The sequence below is a fragment of the Cohnella hashimotonis genome (assembly GCF_030014955.1).
GTDB lineage: Bacteria > Bacillota > Bacilli > Paenibacillales > Paenibacillaceae > Cohnella > Cohnella hashimotonis.
Map to the genome: position 1 here is coordinate 3,704,860 of NZ_JAGRPV010000001.1, position 20,518 is coordinate 3,725,377.

Consider the following 20,518-nt stretch of genomic DNA (forward strand, 5'->3'; position numbering starts at 1 on the left):
AAGTCCGCCGGGGTACGGCAGCCTCTTACATGTACATGCCTCCGTCGACATGGATCGTCTGCCCGGTCATGTAAGACGCGCTGTCCGACGCCAGGTAGAGCACGCTCGAAGCGATCTCCTCGGGCCTGCCCATCCGGCCGAGCGGAATGTCCTTCAGCATGCCTTCGCGAAGATCGGCCGGCAGCTTGTCCGTCATGTCCGTCTCGATGAAGCCCGGCGCGACCGCGTTGACCGTGATGCCTCGCGACGCCAGTTCCCTCGCCGCGGACTTCGTCAGTCCGATGACGCCGGCTTTGGCCGCCACGTAATTCGCCTGCCCCGCGTTGCCGAGCACGCCGACGACCGAGGAGATATTGATGATGCGCCCATAGCGCTGCTTCATCATCGGACGGGTGACCGCCTTGATGCCGTTGAACACGCCCTTGAGATTCGTCTCGATAACGGCGTCGAATTCTTCTTCCTTCATCCGCATGATCAGGTTATCCCGCGTAATGCCCGCGTTGTTCACGAGAATGTCCACCTTGCCGAACGCCTCGATCGCGCTTTGCACCATCGCGTCGAACTCCGCTGCTTTGCCGACGTTCGCCTGGACCAGAATCGCCTTGCGCCCGAGCGCCTCGATCGCGTCGGCCGTCTCTTTGGCCGCAGCTTCGCCGCCAGCGTAGTTCACGGCGACGTCGCAGCCCGCCTCGGCGAGCGCGATTGCAATGGCCCGGCCGATTCCGCGCGATGCGCCGGTCACGAGCGCGGCTTTGCCGCTAAGATCAAACTCCGCCATATTATTACCCCTCTCGCGTTAGGCGTAATCACCAAATCCGAAGCCTCATTAGGTGGCGTCAGGCGCGTCCCGATTTCAACCGAATTCCGCTTCGTTGACGCCGGCGGCGCTGTTCACGGATACGACCCGCACCGTCTTGTCGATCTTCTTGATCAGGCCGGCCAGTACGGTGCCCGAGCCGATTTCTACGAACGTATCGACGCCTTCGCCTATCAAATAACGAATGCTGTCTTCCCACAACACGGGGGACACGACCTGCTCCACGAGCAGTTCGCGCAATCGCGCGCCCTCGCCAACCGCAGTCGCCGTCACGTTGGCGATCACCGGCACTTCGGCATCGCGGAAGGCGACCTCGTCAAGCTTGGACGCGAGCCGGTCGGCCGCGGGACGCATGAGCGACGAATGGAACGGCCCGCTGACGTCCAGCGGGATGACCCGCTTCGCGCCGGCCTCCTTGCCGCGTTCGACGACCGCGGCGACGCCCGCCGCCGTGCCGGATACGACGATCTGGCCCGGGCAATTGATATTGGCGAGCTCGACCTGCGTGCCGGCAGCCGAGATGTCGCGGCAGAGCGCGTCAAGCGCTTCGCGCTCGGCGCCGAGCGTCGCAGCCATCGCCCCCTGACCGCTAGGCACCGCTTCTTCCATGAACGTGCCGCGCGCGCGGACGAGCCGGATGGCGTCGGCGAAGTCGAGGACGTTGGCGGCGACGAGCGCGCTGTATTCGCCGAGACTGTGGCCGGCAACGAAATCCGGCTTTACGCCTCTCGCCTTGAACGCCTCGAGCAGCGCTACGCTTGTCGCAAGCAGCGCGGGCTGGGTGTTCGCCGTTTGTCGCAGCGAATCCTCCGGCCCTTCGAAGCAAAGCGCCGACACGGAAAATCCGAGCGCCCGATCGGCGGCCTCGTACACATGACGCGAAGCCTCGAACGCTTCTGCGGCATCCTTGCCCATTCCGACCGCCTGCGCCCCTTGTCCGGGAAATACGAATGCGATTTTACCCATGATCGTTCGTCAGCCTCCTCTATCCTTACCAGACCAATACCGAAGCGCCCCAAGTGAGGCCGCCGCCGAAGCCGACCATGGCGATCGTGTCGCCTTCGCTTACGCGGCCTTCTTCCACGGCTTCGGCCAGCGCCAGCGGAATCGAAGCCGCCGACATGTTGCCGTACCGATCGATGTTGATCACGCACTTCTCCGGCGGCAGCTCGAGCCGTTCGAGCGAAGCCTGGATGATGCGGATGTTCGCCTGATGCGGCACGAGCAGATCGATCTCGGACTTGTCCACGCCCGCCTTGCGGAGCGCTTCCTCGGCCGCGTTGCCCATAATGCGCGCCGCGAACTTGAACACCTCGCGGCCGTTCATCTCGATGAAGTGACGCTTGCCGCCCACCGTCTCTTCGGACGAAGGCTGGCGGGAGCCGCCGCCCTGGATGCGCAGATGCGGGCCTCCGGAGCCGTCGGCCCCGAGCTCGAACGACTTGAAGCCGCGTCCTTCGGGCACTTCGCCGATGACGACGGCGCCGGCGCCGTCGCCGAACAGCACGCAGGTGTTGCGGTCCGTGTAATCGGTAATCCGGGAAAGCGTGTCCGCGCCGATGACGAGCGCGTACTTGTACATGCCGAGCGCGATGAAGCCGGATGCGTTGGCGAGACCGTAGATGAAGCCGGAGCAGGCGGCGGACAAATCGAACGCGGCCGCCTTCTTCGCGCCGAGACGATCCTGCAGGATGCAGGCGGTCGACGGGAAAAACATGTCGGGCGTAATCGTCGCGACGATGATCAGATCGAGCTGATCCGCCGTGATGTTCGCCGACGACAGCGCCTTGACGGCCGCTTCGTACGCCAGATCGCTCGTCGCCTCGTGCCCGGCCGCGATGCGGCGCTCGCGGATGCCTGTACGGCTAACGATCCATTCGTCGTTCGTATCCACCACTTGCTCGAGCTCTTGGTTCGTCAGGCGGCGCTCCGGCGCGTACTTGCCGATGCCGAGGACGCCCACGGGAATTCCATTCATCGTCTTCTCTCTCACTTTCCGCCGAATTCTTCGGCCAATGCAGGGATGAGTCCGTTGTCGATCGCGGCTACCGTATGGCGGATCGCATGCATCGTCGCGGTGGCGTCCGAGGAGCCATGGCTCTTGACGACCAGTCCGTTCACACCGAGCAGCGGCGCGCCGTTGTACACCTTGTAATCCATCATCTTGCCGACGCGCCTGAAGTTTGGTCGAAGCACGGCCGCCGCCAGCTTGGAGCGTAGGCTGCTCGTCATCTCCTGCTTCAGCAGGCCGAACACCGTCTCCGCCGCGCCCTCGATCGCCTTAAGCAGGATGTTGCCGGAAAAACCGTCGCATACGAGCACGTCGCAGCTGCGGCTAAGCACGTCGCGCGCCTCGACGTTGCCGATAAAGTGAATCGGCGCCGTCTCGAGCAGCTCGAACGCGGCTTTGCTCAGCTCGTTGCCTTTGGCCGCCTCGGTGCCGACGTTAAGCAGCCCAACCTTGGGCTTCGCGAGTCCGTGCACCTTCTGTCTGTACATGCTGCCCATCAGCGCGTACTGCAGCAGATGCTCGGGCTTCGCGTCCATGTTGGCGCCGAGATCGAGCGTCAGGACGCCCTTGCCGTCCGTCGTTGGAAAAAGCGAGGTCAGACCCGGCCGGTCGATGCCTTTAAGCCTGCCTAATACCAGCAAGCCCGCCGTCATCAAAGCGCCGGTATTGCCCGCAGAGATCATTGCGTCGGCGGCGCCCTCTTTTACCATGCGGGCGGCCACGTTCATCGATGCGTCCGGCTTGCGGCGCACCGCGCGCACGGGTTCGTCGTCCGGCTCGATGACGTCGGACGCGGGCACGATCGTCACGTTAGAAGGCTTGCCTGCGCCCAGCAGCGGATTCAGCGCCTCCGGCCGGCCGACGAGCAGCAGCTCCGCTTTTGGCCACTGCGCGGCTGCGGCCAGCGCGCCTTCTACCGTCGAGCGGGGCGCATGGTCGCCGCCCATCGCGTCTATGGCGATTTTCATGCCTCTCCCGCTCCTTCCTCGTCCGCAGCGCCTGCGGAGCGATAAATCACAAAGTTGCCTTGAAACACCATTTCGTCGCCGACGTAAGTGAATACCTCCACCTTCGCCTTGCCTTTCTGAACGCCGCTGGATCTTACATACGCCTTGGCGATGCACTTCTCCCCGAGCCTCGCAGGACGAATGAAACGGATATCCGCCGATGCGGTCAGCGCGATCTCGTCGTTGATGACGGCCACCGCGAGCGAGTTGGCCTGCGCGAACACATGATGACCGCGCGCAATGCCGCTGCGGGAGAAGACGTGCTCGTCCCGGATCTCGAACATGGAAATGCCGCTCTTGTCGAGCTGAAGATCGAGGATGTCCCCGATGACCTCATGCAGCGGCAGCGATCGGACCGGATCGTAGGAACGCTCCGCCATCAGCTTGAGCCGCTCGCGCAGCTCGGGGATCGCCAGCTCCAGCCTGTCGAGCCGGATCGTCTGGATGCTGACTTTGAGCAGGCGGGTCAATTCCCGGTCGGTCAGGAACGGATTGTCTTCGATGAGGCGGGCGAGCTGCTGATGGCGTTGCTTTTTGGGCATGCGTTCCATGGGCGACACCGCCTTATATGTTCATACTGATACCTGGTGCCAATCCGATATAAAGAAAAACGCGCCTTGACGCTAGTCACGCCGGGACGCGTTATTTCATTATTGCTTGATGATTTCGCGGGATTTGTACGTGCCGCAAACCTTGCACACGCGGTGCGAGATTTTCAATTCTCCGCATTGTTCGCACTTGACCAAACCCGGAACGACCAATTTGAAGTGCGTCCGGCGCTTGTTTTTGCGGGCTTTGGATGTTTTGCCAAAAGGTACTGCCATGTTCCCACCTCCTTACCAGAGTCGAAAGCGAAAGCGGCCTCTATCGGCATTCCTATTTCGATGTCGTTATGAACGTTCGGAATCGAACCAGCCTTTGAGCGCCTCCAGCCTCGGATCGATCTTGATCGGCCGCGGCCGCTCGGGCTTGCCGTTCAGGTCTTCGCCGGTCTCCGGGTCGAGTCCCTTGCAGTCTTCGCTGCAGGTCGGCGACAGCGGCAGATTCAGCAGCAGTTCGTCCTCGAGATAAGGCCGAATCTCCAGCCGATCGCCGTGGAACGGCACGAAGTCCTCGTCGTCCTGCTCTCCGAGATCCGCCACTTCCTGCGAGACTTGCTTAAAGCTCTCGCTGTAAGGAATGTGAAGCGGCTCTTCGAACTTGGTCAAGCAGCGAACGCATGTCCATTCGAGATTGCAGTCAAGCTGGCCTTCTACCTGAACGAACTCGCCGGAAGGCTCGGCCGTAACGTCCGCTTCCAGCGGACCGGCCGGACGAACGCCGGGTATCTGCGACAGCAGATCGGCGACGTCAATCGTCTCGTGCAGCGCGACCTTAGCCTTGGCTGCCCTCAGTTCCTGTACATTGAGCAACATATTATCACTCCAAACAAACAAAAGTAATTATAGACGCGAGGCAGCGCTTTTGTCAACATTTAACGCGTCGGGAGGCCCTGGCGTCCCGATTGGGAATTCAATCCTTCATTCATGTTATCATATCCTTAATTCGCGCTTCAAAGGAGCGTTCGCCATGTCCACCGTCGGCCTCGTCGTCGAATACAATCCGCTGCACAACGGTCATCTCTATCATATACAACAATCGCGCAAAATAACGGAAGCCGAATCCGTCATCGCCGTCATGAGCGGTCACTTTCTGCAGCGAGGCGAGCCGGCCATCGCGGACAAGTGGTCCCGTACGGAAATGGCGCTGCGCGCGGGCTGCGACCTCGTGCTCGAGCTGCCCGTCGCCTACAGCGCCCAGCCCGCCCAATGGTTCGCCTACGGCGCGGTCGCCGCACTGGCCGCGACCGGCGTCTGCGACGCGCTATGCTTCGGCAGCGAGAGCGGGGACGCCGAAGCGCTGGCTCGCATCGCCGATCGGCTGTCGGCCGAGCCCGAGTCGATGCGGCTTCGGCTGGGCGCGCTGCTGAAGGAGGGCCTGCCTTATCCGAGCGCCTATGCCGCGGCGGCCCGCGAGCTGCTTGAGGCCGCGGGGGAAGCTGACGCCGCGTTCGGTCTTGCGCAGCCGAACCATACGCTCGGGCTTCACTATTTGCTCGCGCTGCGCAAGCTGGGCTGTCCGATGAAGGCGCTGTCCATCCGGCGCGAAAAGTCGGACTACAATCAAACCGCGATCACCGATACGGCCATCGCCAGCGCGACGGCGCTGCGCAAGCTGATCGGAGAAGCGGGAGGCGCGCTGGACGGCATCGCGCCTTATGTGCCCGGCTCGACTTTGTCGGTGCTGCGCCGGGAGGCGTCGGCAGGCAGGGCGCCCGTGACGTGGGACGTCTTCGCCAGACCGCTGTTCCACCTGCTCGGCTCCCTGCCCGCGTCGGAGCTGGCGTCTTATGCCGAAGTGACCGAGGGACTCGAGCATCGCATCAAGGGCGCGCTGCGGGATATACGGTCCTGGCGCGTGGACGAGCTGCTGGACCTGCTTAAGACGAAGCGGTATACGCGCACGAAGCTGCAGCGGACGCTCTTGCGTATTCTGCTCGGCCACCGCAAGGAAGACTTGGATGCCGAACGGCTGGCCGCAGGCGTGCAGTACGTCCGCGTGCTCGGCTTCACGGCGCGGGGACAAGCGCTGCTAAGACGCATGAAAAAGACGGCGGCCGTGCCGGTCGTCCACTCCGCGGCGGACGGAGACTGGCCATATTTGGCGATGGACGCGCGGGCGACTGCGGTTTATACGGCAGCGCTTGCCGCCTCGCGTCCCGCAGATGCCTGGCGTGACTATACGCAGCCGCCAGTTCGAGTATAACTGTCGATGGGGCGTTTTTCAGCAGCCGAGATTTAAGCTCCTATGCCCGCGCGACCCGCGTGCGCAAGACGCCGGTTGAGATAACCTCGTCGGCACGCGTTCGCCGGATTTTGCGACGGGCTGCCTGCGCTTGGCGCTCACCGATCCTGCGGGAGCTGCAAAAATGCAAAAATGCGGCTATTTCAGCGCAGAACTTGCCATATCAAGATCCGCAGTTCGCTATAAATCCTGGCACATCCGGATCATGTCCCTGCACGGAATGTCGTTCTCGACGATCGGCTCGTCGTAATGCCGCACGAAAAAGTCGAAATCCACGCCGACGATCCGGAAACCGCACTTTTGATACAGCGCCAGCTGTCCGATGCCCGAATTTCCCGTACCTACCTCGATCGTTCGATACCCTTCGCGCCTTGCGGTTTCGACGGCATGCAGGACGAGCGCTTTGCCGATGCCCCTCCCCTGACGGCGCTCGTCGACCGCGACGTTCACGAGCTCCGCAGTATCCGGCCGCGTAGGCAGCAGGACATATGTGCCGATAACGCCCGCTTCCTCGGTCTTGGCAACGTAACAGGAGCCGCGCTTTAAATATTGAGACACCAGCTTCTCCGACGGATCGGCGAGCAGCAGCAAATCCATCGGCGGCTCTTCTCCCGTTCCTAACGGTTCGATTCTCATATTATCCCTCTTTCATTCTTGCGCCTTCTCCCGGCAAACGTCCTGGCGGACAAGGCTGGTCTATCGCCGGTCGGACATGCGTACATTGTAGCATGACCCATTGAGCGGCCATGGCCTTGTCTTGCGCGATCGCGGCGCTACGTACCACCAGCCATCCGTTAGACCCGAATGGGCGTGAGGAGGCGGCGTTAATGCCGGAATCCGCATCGCGCAAGAAATCATTTATGATCTCCGTATTTCTAGGCGGTTGCGCGCTGGCGCTCGTCGTCGGCATCGTGAGATCGCCGGACGAGGCATTCCGCGCCTCGCTGGGCGGACTCGAAATCTGGTGGAAGACCGTATTCCCCGGTCTGCTCCCTCCGCTCATGCTCGCCGAGCTGCTCGCCGCCTCGGGACTGCTGCACGGCATCGCCGCGCTCGGCAGCCCGCTCTTTCGCCGGCTGTTCAGGCTGCCTGCGGGCGCGAGCTGGGTTGCGGCGTTCGGCTGGACGGCGGGCATACCCGCAGGCGCTCGCGAGACGGCGCGCCTGCGCGACCGCGGTCTCATTGGCGGCCGCGAAGCCGAGTCGCTGCTCTTGCTCTCGCATATGCCCAATCCGTTTCTCGTCATTGTCGTAGTGGGCAGCGGCTTCCTGCAAGCCCCATCTTACGGCTGGGCGATCGCCGTCGGGCTGTGGGTATCGGGCATCGTTGCAGGCATGCTCTGGCCGCGGCTGGGCGGACGCGATTCAGTGTCGGCCGAGCCTTCCGGAGAGCTGCCCGATCATGAAGGCGTCGCCCCGCACCTTCGGCCGGCAGGAACCGCGCTGCGCCGCGCCTACAGGGCGATGCAGGAGGCGCGTCTAGCAGACGCACGTCCCTTTGGCAAGCAGACTGCGGATGCCGTCACGAGCGCAGTCGCCACGCTTTTCGCGATCGGGGGACTCATGATGATGAGCGCCGTGCTGCTGCGCATTTTGCAGACAGCGCTGCCCGGCACAGACGCTTGGCTGACGATCCCCAGCCTTTACGAAATGCACCTCGGCGCCTATGCATCCGGACGCTCGGCGCTGTTCGAGTCCGCGCCCGCCAAAGCGGCCGCGCTCATTGCGGCGGCGCTCGCCTGGAGCGGCGTCAGCGGCCTGCTCCAGGCCCGGGCCGCCTGGAGCGGCAGCCGTTTCCCCTGGTCGCGCTTCGTCGCGGGCCGGTTGCTGCACGCGGCGCTCGCCCTTGCCGCAACCTATCCGCTCGCCCTGGCGGCCGAGCGCGGCTGGTTCGCGCCGCTCGCTCCCGTTTGGCACGGCTTCGCGGGCCCGATTGCGGCATCCGGGCAAGCCGCCGGCCCGCTCCCCTCCGGCTGGACGCTGCTGCCCGGCACGACGCTCGCCACGCTCGCAAGCCTCGGCATTTTTGTCCTGCTCGCCCTGCTCGCCGCCCTGATCTCGCCGCGGCGACGTGGCAACGGCAAGCGCCCGAAGTAGAAGCCTCGAACGCCGCACCTTCGAAAAAAGGGCACCTGCCGCGAAGACATCGCAGCAAGGTGCCCTTTTGTTAGTCCCGCTTGTCGAACTTGCCGCGCAGCGCCGCCTCGACCGCAGGCGGCACAAGATCCTGCACCGCGCCGTCGAACTTGGCGATCTCTTTGACGATGCTCGAGCTGAGGTACGAATACTTAGGGTTCGTCATCATGAAAATCGTCTCGATGCCCTCGTCGAGCTGACGGTTCGTCGAAGCCATCTGCAGCTCGTATTCGAAGTCCGTTACGGAACGGATGCCCCGGACGATCACCTGGGCTTGCTGCGATCGCAAATACCTGACGAGCAGGTCTCTGAAGCTTCCGATCTCTACGTTCGGCAGATCCTTCGTCACTTCGAGCAGGAGGCTCGTCCGCTCTTCGACGGTGAACAACGGGCTCTTGCTTGTATTGTTCAGCACCGCGACGATCAGTCTGTCGTACTGCTTAGCCGCGCGCCGGATAATGTCCAGATGTCCGAACGTGACCGGGTCGAAGCTGCCCGGGTACACGGCGATGCGATGCTCGCTCTCCGGACGATTCGATTTGACGTTCATCTAGGCTTCGCCTCCGTATTTATAGATGGATATCGCGGTCTCGCCGTACAGAGCGAGCCTTCGCCGTTCGAAAATCCCGATTCTCTCCCCGTATTCGAAACCGGACTCATGCTCGATGACCGTCACCGTATCCTCGCCGGCGAGTCCGCGTGCCGTCAGCTCCAGCAGAAGCTCGTCGCCATTTTTCATGACATAGGGCGGATCGAGAAATACCAGGTCGAACGGCTCGCAGCCGCGCTGCTCAAGCAGTCTGATCGCCTTGACGGCGTCCTGGCGGTAAATCTCGGCCTTGTCGGATAAGCGCGTCGCCGCCAGATTGGCGCGAACCACCTCGATGCTGCGCATATTCGCGTCGACGAAAACGGCTTTTCCCGCGCCTCGGCTGAGCGCCTCGATCCCGAGCCCGCCTGTCCCGGCGAACAGGTCGAGTACGCGCTCCCCGTCAAAATAAGGCCCGATCATGCTAAAGAGGGCTTCCTTGACCTTGTCCGTCGTCGGACGGGTCGTCTGGCCCGGCACCGCCTTGAGCGGCCGTCCTCTGGCCTCTCCGGATATGACTCTCATCTGCGTTGTTCGACCCCCGCTTGCATGGTATGCCCCAAATTTACAGCAAGACAGCCGCGGGTCCGCCGCGGCTTAGATGAGGCTTATGTTACCATATCCCGAAGCCGGCGGGAAGCCCGTCCGGGAACGCGCGGACACGTCCCGCAAATTTTTGGTTCCGTCGCGTATATTTTCCCGCCCTGCGGCGATACTGCTACTACCGGCGTCGAGAGATGCCGGGGATAACCGCGGAGAAGGCTTACGTTTCCCCATAAGTTCTTCGTCCGGTTTCTCCTCTCCCATGAGGCCCTCGTCGCGAGACGGGGGTCGTTTTTTTGCGTCTATTCGCCCAAAAAAATGTAACCCGGGTCACAGAAACGAAACGAGTGTTCATGTTACGCTATTGCGGGTAATACATGGCAGGAAATCTATACCAATAGCGATGGAGTGTTGCGCGGATGAAAAAGAAGATTATTTTGCTTACCTTGATCGGCCTGCTGGCCGTAGGCGGCGTCGTGAGCGCCGCGAATTTATGGGGAACGTACAAAGGTTATGCGAAAATGAGAGTGACGGTGGGCGGACAGCCGATTTTGACGACGGGGACGCCAGCCATCAATTTTAACGGCTCTACGATGCTGCCGCTCGCCGCGCTAAAAAGCGCCGGCGTATCTTATTCATACGATGCGAAAAAGCAGACGGTCGACCTCAAGCCTGCCGGAGGCAACCTGGTCCAGGCGACAGAAGACGTAATCGCGCTCGGCGGTGACGGAATTTCGCTTACAAGCATCGCCAAGGAAGTGACCGCGGTCGTTTATTTCCCGGCCGTTTACGGCTTCGACGACGACTGGGCGGACATCGATCTGATCTTTAAAAAGCTGGTGCCGCTTGGCGCCGTATACATGCGCGTCGTTTATACCGACGACAACGAAGAGAACGTGATCGAGATCCGGACGACCGATTACGATAAGTTTTTAAAGGGCACGATCACCGACGACCAGCTTCAGCAGCTGTGGAGCACGAGCGGTCCGCTGTTCGACTCCCCCGACGATTCGGTCGACGAAGAAAATGTCGGCTAAGCGCGGCAACGCATAGCAACGCCGTTCACCTATCGGACAGAACACGCATTTATACTATTCTTCCATCGCAACGCTCGAAGACCTCCGCCCGGAGGTCTTTTCCTTTTGCAGTCGTTTGATCGTCGTTTTAAAAAATATTGCGCTTGACTTTTCGCCCTCGAGTCAGCGGGCACTTGACAGCCGTATGCTATAGTAAAAAAGGAAATTTTGTCCCCGAAAGGAGTCGTCCCCTTGTTCCAATATAGTCAACAAACCTACGAAGGCGTCAGCTTCGGCAGCCAGGATCTGCGATACGGCGAGCTGGCCGGCTGCACGTTCATCCGCTGTTCGTTCGCGCACGGCTCCATGGAGGAGATCGCGTCCGTCAAATGCCGCTTCGTCGGCTGCGATTTTCGCGGCGCTTCGCTAAACGGCTCCGTGCATACGGAATCCGCGTTCGAAAATTGCAACTTCGACGGCGCAGATCTGTTCGTCTCGAAGTTCGATCGCTGCAAAATGATGGGCTCGACGTTTTCGAACACCGTCCTGGACGGCATCTCCATCCTTCAGGGCGATTGGTCTTATACGAATTTGAGGCATGCTAAGCTGGCCAAGCAGGATTTGCGCGGCATCAAATTTTACGAGGCGGACTTGGCCGGCGCACAGCTGACCAAGGCGGATCTGAGAGACTGCGATCTGTCGATGGCCTCTCTTGCCAAAGCGGACCTGCAGGGAGCCGACGCAAGAGGCGCCAAAATGGACGGCGTCGACTTCAAGCAATTCGCCGTCTCCGGGCTGCGGATGGACCAGGAGCAAGCCGTCCTCTTCTCCCTGTCGCACGGAGCCAAGGTCGGCTGATTCGCAGCCTTCATCCGTCTCGCGGCGTTTTTCCCGGATCGTTCACAAACGCGTCATTTCTTTTCCTTCTGCATCGTCCTGTATAATAGAAGCATTAAGAACTGGGCGGTGATTCGACAATGAACGGACCGAAAGCGGTTGGGCTCGTGCTGGGCTATTGTCTGGCGGTATTTTTGTTCGTCTTGGTCATATATTTGACGATTCGGTTTTCTACCTGAGGCGCATTGGCGCAGAAGGCCGGTTCTCATCGGAGGAGCCGGCTTTTTTTGCGCCGATAGGCGCCCATTCGACGACGTCATGCCGGATTTGCGTCATTTCGTGGCGTCTTCGGATTCAACCGGCTGCCTGAGGTGTAAGAAAATGATAACAGTACCGTATGGAAGGAGGTGTGATGACGCATGAAGCAGCAACGTCTCTCGCTTAGAAATTATCTGGCGTTCTTGGTGACCGAGGTGTCGGAAACGATCAAGCAAGATCCGCACTCCACGCCGCGTTCACGTCGCTGATTCGTCATCACGCTTCTTCCGGGAAGAACGAGGCCGCCGACTGCTGGCGGCTTTTTAACGTTTAGCCATTTCATGAAATAAAGTAAATCGAAGGCGGAAAAAATAAACGCAGATCCGTCCGGAGAAGGATAGACGAATCCCCAGGTTCGTATGATAAACTAAGCGAATCAACCGAGCTGAAAGGACGATTCTTATGACCCAAGCCGCGCAATATGCGGTCCCGATCCTCCTGGTCGCGTTTATTTTATACCGCCGGATCCGGCGGACGGTCGGCTTTCAGTTGCTTCGGCCGAGGAGACTCCAGATTCGGATCGGCATCTTTTCCGTCATCGGCGTTATCCTGATCGCGGCAGGTTTCGTTCACCCGATCGTATTCGCCGCAGACGCCGTCGGACTCGCTCTGGGCGGACTGCTCGCTTGGTTCGCGATCCGGCACAGCATCGTGGAGAAGCGCAGCGACGGGCTCTACTATCGGACGCATGTCGTCATCGAATCGCTCGTCATCGCGCTGTTCATCGGCCGAATCGCCTATCGATTCCTCTTCGCGATGCAGGGCGCGCAGACGGCCACGGGCGCCGGCGGAGGCGCCGACTCGCTCGAGCTGTACGGCCGCGACCAGTGGACGGCAGCCATCTTCTTCATCCTGATCGCTTATTATGCAGGCTATTATATCTACGTGCTGCGCGCCGCTCCCAAGCGGGCCGCCTGATCGGCCGGCCGTATGACCAAGCCACGCCTGCCTCGGAAAGGACGTCCAACTTGAGAACCGCTGACCAGGTCAAACGGAAATATCACGAGCTAGCCTCGCGCAAGCAAGCGCTCGAGGCGCTGTACGCGGAGGCGGGCGAGGAAGCCCGCCCCGAGCTTCAGGCACAAGCCGAGCGGCTGGAGGATCAACTGCTGCTGCTCGAATGGGTGCTGAACGCGCCGACCGGCAGCTATCACGGCTGAGCAGGCAAGCACGAAAGACAAACGGGACATAACAGGGGAGCTCCTGTTACGTCCCGTTTTCATTTGCGATCTCTCGCGCCTCACTTGCCCGGCCTAACGAGATGTGTAAGCATAGCGCAAAATTGCGCTATGCTCATGTGCTCCGACCCTCCAGCTCGCCCGCCGCTATCGGGATACGCCGGTATAGCGCAAAATTGCGCTATCCTCGCTCATTCGATCTCCCCCCCCCCATTCGACCGGCGCTAACGCGATGCGTGAGCATGGCGCAACTGCGCTATGCTCGCCCGCAAGGCTTCCAGATCAGAGCTGAAAAAGAAAAGGAGCCGCCACTTAGCCATCTTCATGGCTTAGTGGACCGCTCCTTTCATTTTCGTGAATCAACCGAAACCGTAAAAGGCCGCCGTATTGAGGTCCAACGTCCGCTCAACCGCCTCAAGCTCCATCCCGCGAATCGCGGCAATCTCGCGCGCGACCGCAAGCGTCATGGCCGGCGTCGTCTCCGTCCCTGCGAACGGACCTTCGAAAGGCCAGGGGCCGTCCGTCTCCGCCATCAACTGCCCGAGCGGAAACAAAGCCGCGAGCCCCCTGATATCGGGCTCGTACAGTACATCGGGCGTGAGCGAGATGAAGTGCCCGCGCGCGGCAATTCGCGCCGTGGTCCCGGGCGCTCCCTTGTACCAATGAAAATGCGCCCGGCGCACGCCGCGGCGATCCAGCACGTCAAGCGCCTTGTCCGCATCTTCGTACACCGCGTGCAGCGCGATCGGACGGTCCAGCTCGGCGGCAAGGCTCGCGAATACGTCGAGCTGCGCCAAATAAGGCGCTTCGTCGAACGCTTCGCCCCGCGCCTCGGCCTCCGTGCGCGTATAATACGGCAGCCCGACCTCGCCGATCGCGAATGACTCGGCGTCCTCAGCAAGCCGGCGAATTCGGTCGCACAGCCGCTCGAGTTCGTCCGCTGCGAGCGGCGGCTGCTCGGGGTGATGACCGTAGGCGGGCATCACTCGCCCGGGCCAGAGCGCAGCGAGCCGCCGCGTCTCCCCGCAGGAATCCGGGTTCATCGAGACGGCGACGATGCCTCGTACGCCTGCCGCGAATGCCTCCGCGAGCAGAGAATCACGTCTTTCCGGCGGATACTGGTCGACGTGCACATGCGCGTCATACGCCATGGCCGGCACCTCCCCGCTCCAGCAATGCCAGCACTTCTTCCTTGAGCGCTACGAACGCCGGCTCCTTCCAGACATCCGCCCGGCGAGGCCGCTCGAACGGCACACGGATCTCCCGCAAGACGGAAGCCGGCGCCTTGGAAAGCACGTAAATGCGATCCGACAGCGTCAGCGCCTCCTCGATGCTGTGCGTGACGAACAATACAGAGCGCCGTTCCTCCTCCCACAGCCGCAGCAGCCACGTTTGCATCTCCGCCCTGGTGAGCGCGTCGAGCGCGGCGAACGGCTCGTCGAGACACATAACGCCGCGCGGCATGAGCAGCGCCCGCAAAAAAGACACGCGCTGCTGCATCCCCCCGGACAGCACCTGCGGATATTCGTCAGCCACGTCGCCGAGCCCGATGCGACCAAGCCACTCCTCCGCCATCGCCGCCGCGCGCCGCCGCTCGATCCCGGCCGTCGTCAGCGCGGAGGCGATATTGGCGCCGACCGACAGCCAGGGGAACAACGATGCCTGCTGCGGCATGTAGCTGATCTGCCCGCGCCGGCCGGTCGTCTCCGCGCCGTCGATCAGGATACGTCCGGCAGCCGGAAGCTCGACGCCGCCGATCAGGCGGAAAAGCGTCGACTTGCCGCTGCCGGACGGACCGAGCAGCGTGACGAACTCGCCGTCCGCGACTGTCAGCGAGATGCCGCCGAGCACGGGATGGTTTTTCTTGCCGCGCGCATAGCTATGATGAATGTCGATCAGTTCGAGCTTCGCTTTTTCGCTCATCGCGCTCCTCCCTCCCGCGCCGCCGGCCGCCAGCGGACGACTAACCGCTCGAGCAGCGCCGCGATGCCGTAAAAAGCCAGCGCCATGCCGACGATGCATACGATCGCGGCGAATACGCTCGTCGTGTCGTAGCCCTTGGACTTGAGCACCAGATAATAACCGATCCCCTCGCTCGCGCCGAGCCACTCCGCGACGATCGCCGCCGTGATGCTGTAAGTCGCCGTAATCTTCAGTCCGGAGAAAAAGTAAGGCAGCGAAGCCGGCAGCTCCAGGCGCCTCAGCACCGTGAGCCGGCTCGCGCCGATCATCGCCAGATACTCGCGCAGATGCGCATCGGCTTGTCCGAGGCCGGCCAGCATCGACCAGGCGATCGGAAAGTAGCAGACGAGCGCCAGCAGCACGAGCTTCGGCGTCAGGCCGAAGCCGAACCAGATGATGAGCAGCGGCCCGAGCGCGATCAGCGGAATGTTCTGCGTGATGATGATGATCGGCGAGAGCGCCGCCCTGACGACCGGAATCAGGTGGAAGACGATCGCCGACAGCACGCCGAGCCCGATGCCGAGCCCGATGCCCTTAAGGGCCAGCCTTAGGGTCGAGCCGCTCTGCGCCAGCAGGCGGTCCCGCTGCTCCCATATCCGTTCCCCGATCGCAAGCGGAGACGGCAGCGTGAAAGGCTTGATATGCCATACGGCTACGCACAACTGCCAGAGCGCCAGCACGGCGACCAGCGTGCCGATGGGCAGCAGAAGGCGGCCAAGCTTATTGTCCATCGGGATATTTGCGCAGCAGATGCGCCATCGAGGCGCCGTCCGATCCGTGAACGAGCAGTTTGATTTGCGACAGGACCGACGGGCTTCCCTTATCAAACATCGCGCGGTTCATTTCCTTCACGATATCGAGCAGCCGGTCGAGATCGCCCTCCATCGTCGTCTCAAGCGGCCCGACCCGGTAAGCGACGCCAGAAGCCTTTATAATTTCGATCGCCCTGTCGACGTACAGATGCGTATCGTCCTCCGGTTTGGCGGCTTTCGGCAAAATCTGAATGCTGAGCAGTGCTTGCGACATGTCCGTCGTCCTCCTTAGGTTAGGTCCTGTTATTAGATTTAATCATTAAGGCTGCGGCAAAAAGTCGTTCGTGAACATCGCGTCGTAGTCCAGATCCTTGGTCAACAGCTCGTGCTCCTTGAGGAACTCGGCGTAGCCGGACCACACTTCCCGCTTCTGCTCGCCCCAGCGCGGCGCGTCGTCCTTGTATTTCGGGCTCAGCCAGGCCTGGCTCGCCTTAACGAGATCCGCGTTCAGGTCGGGATTAGCCTTGATCAAGATGTCCGCGGCTTCCGCCGGATGGTCGATCGCGTACTGATAGCCTTCCGACGCCCCTTCTACGAAGGCGCGGACGGCGTCCGGCTTGTCCTTGATCATTTTCTCGCTCGTCGTCAGCACCGGCGTGTAATAATCGAGACGCTTGTCGAAGTCCGAGAGATAAACCATATTAAGCTTAATGCCGCGCTGCTCGGCTTCGATGCCGGTCCAGGCGTAGAAAATCCATTCAAAGTCGATATCCTTCTGAACGGCGGTAAAAAAGTCCGCGGTCCCCGCGTTGACGAACTTGACCTTATTCACGTCGGCGCCCTGCCTCTGCATCATCGAGCCGATGACGGCCTGTTCGGCCGGCGAGCCCCATCCGCCGTAGCTATGCCCTTCGAAGTCTTTAGGCTCCTTGATGCTCTTGTCCGCCGGGGACGCAAAGCCGGACGTGTTGTGCTGAATGATGGCAGCGAGCGAGACGATCGGCATGTCGTTTTCCCTGGCCAGCGTCAGCCCCTCCTGCGCGCCTACGCCGAAGTCAGCAGCGCCCGTTGCGACCATCTGGTCCGCGCCGCTCTCCGGCGGCAGCACGATTTCGACGTCGAGCCCGCGCTTTTTCCAGTATCCCTGGTCGGCCGCAACGTACAGGCCCGTGTGGTTCGTGTTCGGCGTCCAGTCGAGCACGACCTTCACCTTGCCGAGATCGGCGGCTTGACCGCTCGACGCGGAAGCGGATGCCGACGAAGACGCGCTCGCGTCAGGCGAAGCCGCGGCCGAACCGCTGCCTCCCTCGTTATTCCCGTTCCCCCCGCAACCCGCCATGATCAGCAGCGCCGCGATCGCTGCCGCGCCCTTGCCACGCCAGCTTTTTTTGACCAGTCTCATCTGTCTCTTCTCCCTCTCCGTGCCTTGTCACGCAGACATTCAAAAAACGCCCCCCGTATACGGAGGGCGTCCTAAATAAGCATGGACAAAACGCGCGAATCCGATTCGCGCTTCCCGCCTCCCTACGCTGGTACTAACCAGATCAGGTTAAAGGGTCTGCATCGTTGTAACGGGATGCACTCTCAGCCGGCCTACTCCAGCTCCCCCGGGGTTTGTTCGATTGTCGACGTACTTGGCGTTGATAGATAACGCTCCTCATTATAGCAGAAGTTCGGATTCTGTCCAGCATTTGCTTGCCTCGGCTCGCTTGCGCGAATATCGGCCGTCGCTGCATAATGATTCCTCCTCCGGCGCAACCTGTTAAAAAAGGGGTGCAACTGTTTGGTAACGATTGGCGCAGGGCTGATTGCGATGCTGGGCTTAGCGCTCCTGGCTTTTTTCGATATGCTGGTATACCGCCAACCCTACTTCCTGTCGATCCGGCAGCTATACCGTCAAGTTCCTTATTTCGCAGGGCACACTTGGATGATGCTCGCGCTCGCCTTTCTCATCGCCGCTTGGCATGATCTGACACGGCTTCCGGCCATTAAGCGACTCTTGGGCAAGATGCCGGGAGCCCGAAGGAAGGAACAACATTGGAGACGAAATTAAGCCCGCTTCAGCTCTACGCGCTCATGCTCGTCTTTTTGCTGGGCACGTCGATTATATTCGGAACGCCGAGGCTGGTCCCCGATACTTGGATCGTTGACCTGCTGACGATCGTTCCCTCTTTTCTGTTGGCCGGCGTTTATCTGCTGTTGATTCGCTTTGGCGGCGGCGGCAATCTCTTCGACATGCTCGTCGGCGCTTGGGGAAAGATCGCCGGCCGGTTGCTGACCCTCGTCTACACGGTGTATTTCCTGTACATCGCCGCTCGCAATCTGCGCGATATGCTCGAGCTCATCATGACGTCGCTGCTGCGGAATACGCCCGGCGAACTGGTGATCCTGATCTTCGTTATGGTCGTCGCCTATGCGGCCGCCGGCGGAATCGTTGCGTTAGGGCGGCTATCCGTTCTGATCGCCCTCATGGTCATGCTGTTTTTCGCGACGCTGACTTTTTTGCTGATCTTCAGCGGCTCGGTCGATTCGGAGCGGCTTTTACCGTTCTTGTCGGAAGGCTTGGCGAAGGTCGCCGTCTCGGTGTTCCGAGGCTCGCTCTGGTTTCCCTACGGCGAATTGATCGTGTTTCTCGTCTTTCATTCGTTCTTCGGCGATTTCCGGACGATCGGCAAAACCGGCACTTATGCGCTGCTCAGCTCCGCCGTCGTTTTGACGTTTTCGGACGTTCTGCAGATTTGCACCCTGGGCATCGAAAACAAAAAGTTTTCCGTGTTCGCCCTTCTCGACTCGGCCAGGTTGATTAACGTCGCAAACTTTATTACGCGCATGGATGCCTTGGTGGCGTTCATTTTCCTTTTCGGCGTCCTGCTCAAAGCCTCGGTATTGCTGCACGCGGGCATCCGCGGCGCCGTTTTTCTGTTTAAGGCGGACGAAAACGGATTTGCCTATCCGCTTGCGCTGTTGATCGGGTCGCTATCGCTGCTGGTATCCCGCAATCATGCCGAACACGTATCGGAAGGACTGATCTACGCCATGTACTGGCTTCACCTCCCCCTCCAATTGGGTGTACCGCTTGCGACGCTCATTCTCCTGCGGATGCGCGGTCCTGGAAGAGCGCGGACATGAGACCGTACAGGTTCAGTACGGACACCGTCGCGAGGCTGCTGGAGCAGCATTTCGGACGATCGGCGGATCTGGCCCTCGTCCCGATTCGAATCGGCTCGGGGCAAGGCATGCTCTGCTATCTGAAGACGATGACGAATGCGGGATTTCTGACCGAAAACGTCACGAAGCCGCTGCTTCAGGCGCATCGTCAGGGGAACTTCCCGCCGGACGGCCTCGGTCTGGACGCCCTTCGCGAATTTTTGTTCGGCGGGCTCGTCACCCTTTTGCTCGGCGACCCTCAATCTTTGTCGGCCCTGCTCTCGCAAGGCTACGCCGGTTTGCTCTTGGACGGCGAACCGAACATGCTGATCATTGACGTCAAGGAGCTTGAGAAGCGCCCGATCGGCGAGCCGACCACGCAAAACGTCATCAAAGGACCCAAGGAAGCGTTCACGGAATCGGCCGATACGAATATGAGTCTGATCCGCAGGCGAATCATAAACGAACGGCTCCGGTTCGAGAAGTTCGTCGTCGGCTCGCAAACGAAAACGCCCGTTTACTTGACCTTCATGGAAGGCGAGGCGGACGAACGCGTTTTACGCGACATTCGCGATTTCCTTCAAGACAACAGCATGGTCAGCCTGTTCGACTCGGGCAGCTTGGAGCAGCTGTTCCGCTCCAAGCGAACGCTGCTTTTTCCCGCCGTGTACCATAGCGAGCGGCCGGACTCTATCTGCTCGTGCTTGTTGGACAAACGCGTTGGGCTTATCGTGAACGGTAGTCCGTTCGTGTTGATCGTCCCCGCGCTGTTCGCCGATTTTTTCAAATCGCCCGAGGACGAATACCAATGGTCCGTGATCGGATCGCTCATCCGCTCCCTGCGTTACTTGGCGTTCATGCTATCTTTAAGCCTGTCTGCCCTTTACGTCGCGGTGACCTGCTATCACCAGGAGCTGATTCCGACCTTGCTGCTGACCAGCATCGCCGCCCAGCGTACTGGCATCCCGTTTCCCGCCGTCGTCGAGATGTTTCTCATGGAGATCACGTTCGAGCTGCTGCGGGAAGCAGGCACGAGAATGCCGCGGCTCGTCGGGCAATCCATCTCCATCGCCGGCGCGCTCGTATTGGGAGAAGCCGCGGTACAGGCGGGCATCGTGTCCAATATCACCGTCATCGTCGTCGCGCTCACCGCCATCGCAGGATTCGTATCGCCCGTCTATTCATTCGGCGCGAACATCCGCTTGTTCAGATACGTGTTGATCATTTTGGGGTCCTTGTTCGGCCTGTTCGGCGTGATCGTCGGAATCGCCTTTCTCGCCGTTCAGCTGACGCAGATCGAAACGTTCGGCATTCCTTATTTTTCGCCGATGTCCCGACTTGGCCGGAGGCGATCCTCGTGAA

At 60.9% G+C, this 20,518-nt stretch carries 24 protein-coding genes and 1 riboswitch; of the genes, 9 read left to right on the top strand and 15 right to left on the bottom strand.

All coding sequences use genetic code 11. The features are described from left to right. Positions 1-25: 25 nt before the first annotated feature. The 7 genes from fabG to KB449_RS15050 all read right to left on the bottom strand — a co-directional run bounded on the left by fabG (position 26) and on the right by KB449_RS15050 (position 5,250). Positions 26-778 (bottom strand): 3-oxoacyl-[acyl-carrier-protein] reductase, encoded by a 753-nt coding sequence (gene fabG, locus KB449_RS15020; protein WP_282909155.1) that lies wholly within the window; start codon positions 776-778, stop codon positions 26-28. 75 nt (positions 779-853) lie between these two features. Beyond that, entirely contained in the window at positions 854-1,783 is a 930-nt protein-coding gene (fabD, locus tag KB449_RS15025) for an ACP S-malonyltransferase (protein WP_282909156.1), read from the bottom strand. A 25-nt stretch (positions 1,784-1,808) separates the two neighbouring features. After that, a complete protein-coding gene (locus KB449_RS15030) occupies positions 1,809-2,795 on the bottom strand; it encodes a beta-ketoacyl-ACP synthase III (RefSeq protein WP_282909157.1) in 987 nt (328 codons plus the stop codon). Positions 2,796-2,806: 11 nt separating this feature from the next. Next, positions 2,807-3,796: a phosphate acyltransferase PlsX gene (gene plsX / locus KB449_RS15035; RefSeq protein ID WP_282909158.1), complete on the bottom strand. Its 990-nt coding sequence runs from the start codon at positions 3,794-3,796 to the stop codon at positions 2,807-2,809. Then, entirely contained in the window at positions 3,793-4,386 is a 594-nt protein-coding gene (gene fapR / locus KB449_RS15040) for a transcription factor FapR (protein WP_434082508.1), read from the bottom strand. The genes plsX and fapR overlap by 4 nt, the downstream gene beginning before the upstream one ends. A 99-nt stretch (positions 4,387-4,485) precedes the next feature. Further along, entirely contained in the window at positions 4,486-4,659 is a 174-nt protein-coding gene (gene rpmF / locus KB449_RS15045; protein WP_090117460.1) for a 50S ribosomal protein L32, read from the bottom strand. 66 nt (positions 4,660-4,725) lie between these two features. Then, complete coding sequence (locus KB449_RS15050) at positions 4,726-5,250, bottom strand: YceD family protein (RefSeq protein ID WP_282909159.1); 525 nt, start codon at positions 5,248-5,250, stop codon at positions 4,726-4,728. A 154-nt stretch (positions 5,251-5,404) separates the two neighbouring features. On the opposite strand from KB449_RS15050, the gene KB449_RS15055 reads away from it, so the two are divergent. Next, on the top strand, positions 5,405-6,640 hold the full coding sequence (locus KB449_RS15055) for a nucleotidyltransferase (RefSeq protein ID WP_282909160.1): 1,236 nt from the start codon (positions 5,405-5,407) through the stop codon (positions 6,638-6,640). 219 nt (positions 6,641-6,859) lie between these two features. Here KB449_RS15055 and KB449_RS15060 read toward each other — a convergent pair whose 3' ends face one another. Then, the gene (locus KB449_RS15060) at positions 6,860-7,315 is read right to left on the bottom strand and encodes a GNAT family N-acetyltransferase (RefSeq protein WP_282909161.1); all 456 of its coding nucleotides are present in this window, start codon (positions 7,313-7,315) and stop codon (positions 6,860-6,862) included. 191 nt (positions 7,316-7,506) lie between these two features. Between KB449_RS15060 and KB449_RS15065 the strand changes: the two genes are divergently transcribed. Beyond that, the gene (locus KB449_RS15065) at positions 7,507-8,775 is read left to right on the top strand and encodes a hypothetical protein (RefSeq protein ID WP_282909162.1); all 1,269 of its coding nucleotides are present in this window, start codon (positions 7,507-7,509) and stop codon (positions 8,773-8,775) included. Positions 8,776-8,845: 70 nt separating this feature from the next. Here KB449_RS15065 and coaD read toward each other — a convergent pair whose 3' ends face one another. Next, the gene (gene coaD / locus KB449_RS15070; RefSeq protein ID WP_282909163.1) at positions 8,846-9,364 is read right to left on the bottom strand and encodes a pantetheine-phosphate adenylyltransferase; all 519 of its coding nucleotides are present in this window, start codon (positions 9,362-9,364) and stop codon (positions 8,846-8,848) included. Continuing rightward, positions 9,365-9,928 carry a 16S rRNA (guanine(966)-N(2))-methyltransferase RsmD gene (gene rsmD, locus KB449_RS15075; RefSeq protein ID WP_282909164.1) on the bottom strand — a complete coding sequence of 188 codons (564 nt, stop codon included), beginning with the start codon at positions 9,926-9,928 and terminating at the stop codon, positions 9,365-9,367. Positions 9,929-10,365: 437 nt separating this feature from the next. On the opposite strand from rsmD, the gene KB449_RS15080 reads away from it, so the two are divergent. The 4 genes from KB449_RS15080 (at position 10,366) to KB449_RS15095 (ending at position 13,277) form a co-directional block, all read left to right on the top strand. Next, positions 10,366-10,983 (top strand): hypothetical protein, encoded by a 618-nt coding sequence (locus tag KB449_RS15080; RefSeq protein ID WP_282909165.1) that lies wholly within the window; start codon positions 10,366-10,368, stop codon positions 10,981-10,983. A gap of 231 nt (positions 10,984-11,214) precedes the next feature. Next, positions 11,215-11,820 (top strand): pentapeptide repeat-containing protein, encoded by a 606-nt coding sequence (locus tag KB449_RS15085; RefSeq protein WP_282909166.1) that lies wholly within the window; start codon positions 11,215-11,217, stop codon positions 11,818-11,820. Positions 11,821-12,519: 699 nt separating this feature from the next. Next, a complete protein-coding gene (locus KB449_RS15090; protein ID WP_282909167.1) occupies positions 12,520-13,035 on the top strand; it encodes a CcdC protein domain-containing protein in 516 nt (171 codons plus the stop codon). 50 nt (positions 13,036-13,085) lie between these two features. Further along, positions 13,086-13,277: a hypothetical protein gene (locus KB449_RS15095; protein ID WP_282909168.1), complete on the top strand. Its 192-nt coding sequence runs from the start codon at positions 13,086-13,088 to the stop codon at positions 13,275-13,277. 377 nt (positions 13,278-13,654) lie between these two features. On the opposite strand, the gene KB449_RS15100 is transcribed toward KB449_RS15095, so the two are convergent. From KB449_RS15100 to KB449_RS15120, 5 genes are read right to left on the bottom strand one after another with little or no spacing between them, the layout of a single operon-like run. Then, entirely contained in the window at positions 13,655-14,446 is a 792-nt protein-coding gene (locus tag KB449_RS15100) for a TatD family hydrolase (protein WP_282909169.1), read from the bottom strand. Next, positions 14,436-15,218: an ABC transporter ATP-binding protein gene (locus KB449_RS15105; protein WP_282909170.1), complete on the bottom strand. Its 783-nt coding sequence runs from the start codon at positions 15,216-15,218 to the stop codon at positions 14,436-14,438. The genes KB449_RS15100 and KB449_RS15105 overlap by 11 nt, the downstream gene beginning before the upstream one ends. After that, positions 15,215-15,988, bottom strand: coding sequence for an ABC transporter permease (locus KB449_RS15110; RefSeq protein ID WP_282909171.1), 774 nt, complete (start codon positions 15,986-15,988; stop codon positions 15,215-15,217). Before KB449_RS15110 ends, KB449_RS15105 begins: the two co-directional genes overlap by 4 nt. Then, entirely contained in the window at positions 15,978-16,283 is a 306-nt protein-coding gene (locus tag KB449_RS15115; RefSeq protein WP_282909172.1) for a thiamine-binding protein, read from the bottom strand. Before KB449_RS15115 ends, KB449_RS15110 begins: the two co-directional genes overlap by 11 nt. Positions 16,284-16,328: 45 nt before the next feature. Further along, positions 16,329-17,411 carry an ABC transporter substrate-binding protein gene (locus KB449_RS15120; protein ID WP_282909173.1) on the bottom strand — a complete coding sequence of 361 codons (1,083 nt, stop codon included), beginning with the start codon at positions 17,409-17,411 and terminating at the stop codon, positions 16,329-16,331. Between the two features lie 102 nt (positions 17,412-17,513). Continuing rightward, positions 17,514-17,628, bottom strand: a riboswitch (TPP riboswitch). A 164-nt stretch (positions 17,629-17,792) separates the two neighbouring features. On the opposite strand from KB449_RS15120, the gene KB449_RS15125 reads away from it, so the two are divergent. From KB449_RS15125 to KB449_RS15135, 3 genes are read left to right on the top strand one after another with little or no spacing between them, the layout of a single operon-like run. Beyond that, positions 17,793-18,062, top strand: a complete 270-nt coding sequence (locus tag KB449_RS15125; RefSeq protein WP_282909174.1) for a hypothetical protein — start codon at positions 17,793-17,795, stop codon at positions 18,060-18,062. After that, positions 18,047-19,138, top strand: a complete 1,092-nt coding sequence (locus KB449_RS15130) for a GerAB/ArcD/ProY family transporter (protein WP_282909175.1) — start codon at positions 18,047-18,049, stop codon at positions 19,136-19,138. The genes KB449_RS15125 and KB449_RS15130 overlap by 16 nt, the downstream gene beginning before the upstream one ends. After that, on the top strand, positions 19,135-20,517 hold the full coding sequence (locus KB449_RS15135) for a spore germination protein (RefSeq protein ID WP_282909176.1): 1,383 nt from the start codon (positions 19,135-19,137) through the stop codon (positions 20,515-20,517). The genes KB449_RS15130 and KB449_RS15135 overlap by 4 nt, the downstream gene beginning before the upstream one ends. Position 20,518 lies beyond the last annotated feature (1 nt).

Coding starts and splice junctions, on each gene's coding strand:
- fapR (WP_434082508.1), bottom strand. CDS start 4,386: ATGGAACGCATGCCCAAAAAGCAACGCCATCAGCAGCTCGCCCGCCTC.
- KB449_RS15065 (WP_282909162.1), top strand. CDS start 7,507: ATGCCGGAATCCGCATCGCGCAAGAAATCATTTATGATCTCCGTATTT.
- fabD (WP_282909156.1), bottom strand. CDS start 1,783: ATGGGTAAAATCGCATTCGTATTTCCCGGACAAGGGGCGCAGGCGGTC.
- KB449_RS15055 (WP_282909160.1), top strand. CDS start 5,405: ATGTCCACCGTCGGCCTCGTCGTCGAATACAATCCGCTGCACAACGGT.
- KB449_RS15060 (WP_282909161.1), bottom strand. CDS start 7,315: ATGAGAATCGAACCGTTAGGAACGGGAGAAGAGCCGCCGATGGATTTG.
- KB449_RS15105 (WP_282909170.1), bottom strand. CDS start 15,218: ATGAGCGAAAAAGCGAAGCTCGAACTGATCGACATTCATCATAGCTAT.
- KB449_RS15110 (WP_282909171.1), bottom strand. CDS start 15,988: ATGGACAATAAGCTTGGCCGCCTTCTGCTGCCCATCGGCACGCTGGTC.
- plsX (WP_282909158.1), bottom strand. CDS start 3,796: ATGAAAATCGCCATAGACGCGATGGGCGGCGACCATGCGCCCCGCTCG.
- KB449_RS15030 (WP_282909157.1), bottom strand. CDS start 2,795: ATGAATGGAATTCCCGTGGGCGTCCTCGGCATCGGCAAGTACGCGCCG.
- KB449_RS15120 (WP_282909173.1), bottom strand. CDS start 17,411: ATGAGACTGGTCAAAAAAAGCTGGCGTGGCAAGGGCGCGGCAGCGATC.
- KB449_RS15135 (WP_282909176.1), top strand. CDS start 19,135: ATGAGACCGTACAGGTTCAGTACGGACACCGTCGCGAGGCTGCTGGAG.
- KB449_RS15090 (WP_282909167.1), top strand. CDS start 12,520: ATGACCCAAGCCGCGCAATATGCGGTCCCGATCCTCCTGGTCGCGTTT.
- coaD (WP_282909163.1), bottom strand. CDS start 9,364: ATGAACGTCAAATCGAATCGTCCGGAGAGCGAGCATCGCATCGCCGTG.
- KB449_RS15115 (WP_282909172.1), bottom strand. CDS start 16,283: ATGTCGCAAGCACTGCTCAGCATTCAGATTTTGCCGAAAGCCGCCAAA.
- KB449_RS15100 (WP_282909169.1), bottom strand. CDS start 14,446: ATGGCGTATGACGCGCATGTGCACGTCGACCAGTATCCGCCGGAAAGA.
- fabG (WP_282909155.1), bottom strand. CDS start 778: ATGGCGGAGTTTGATCTTAGCGGCAAAGCCGCGCTCGTGACCGGCGCA.
- KB449_RS15080 (WP_282909165.1), top strand. CDS start 10,366: ATGAAAAAGAAGATTATTTTGCTTACCTTGATCGGCCTGCTGGCCGTA.
- KB449_RS15050 (WP_282909159.1), bottom strand. CDS start 5,250: ATGTTGCTCAATGTACAGGAACTGAGGGCAGCCAAGGCTAAGGTCGCG.
- rsmD (WP_282909164.1), bottom strand. CDS start 9,928: ATGAGAGTCATATCCGGAGAGGCCAGAGGACGGCCGCTCAAGGCGGTG.
- rpmF (WP_090117460.1), bottom strand. CDS start 4,659: ATGGCAGTACCTTTTGGCAAAACATCCAAAGCCCGCAAAAACAAGCGC.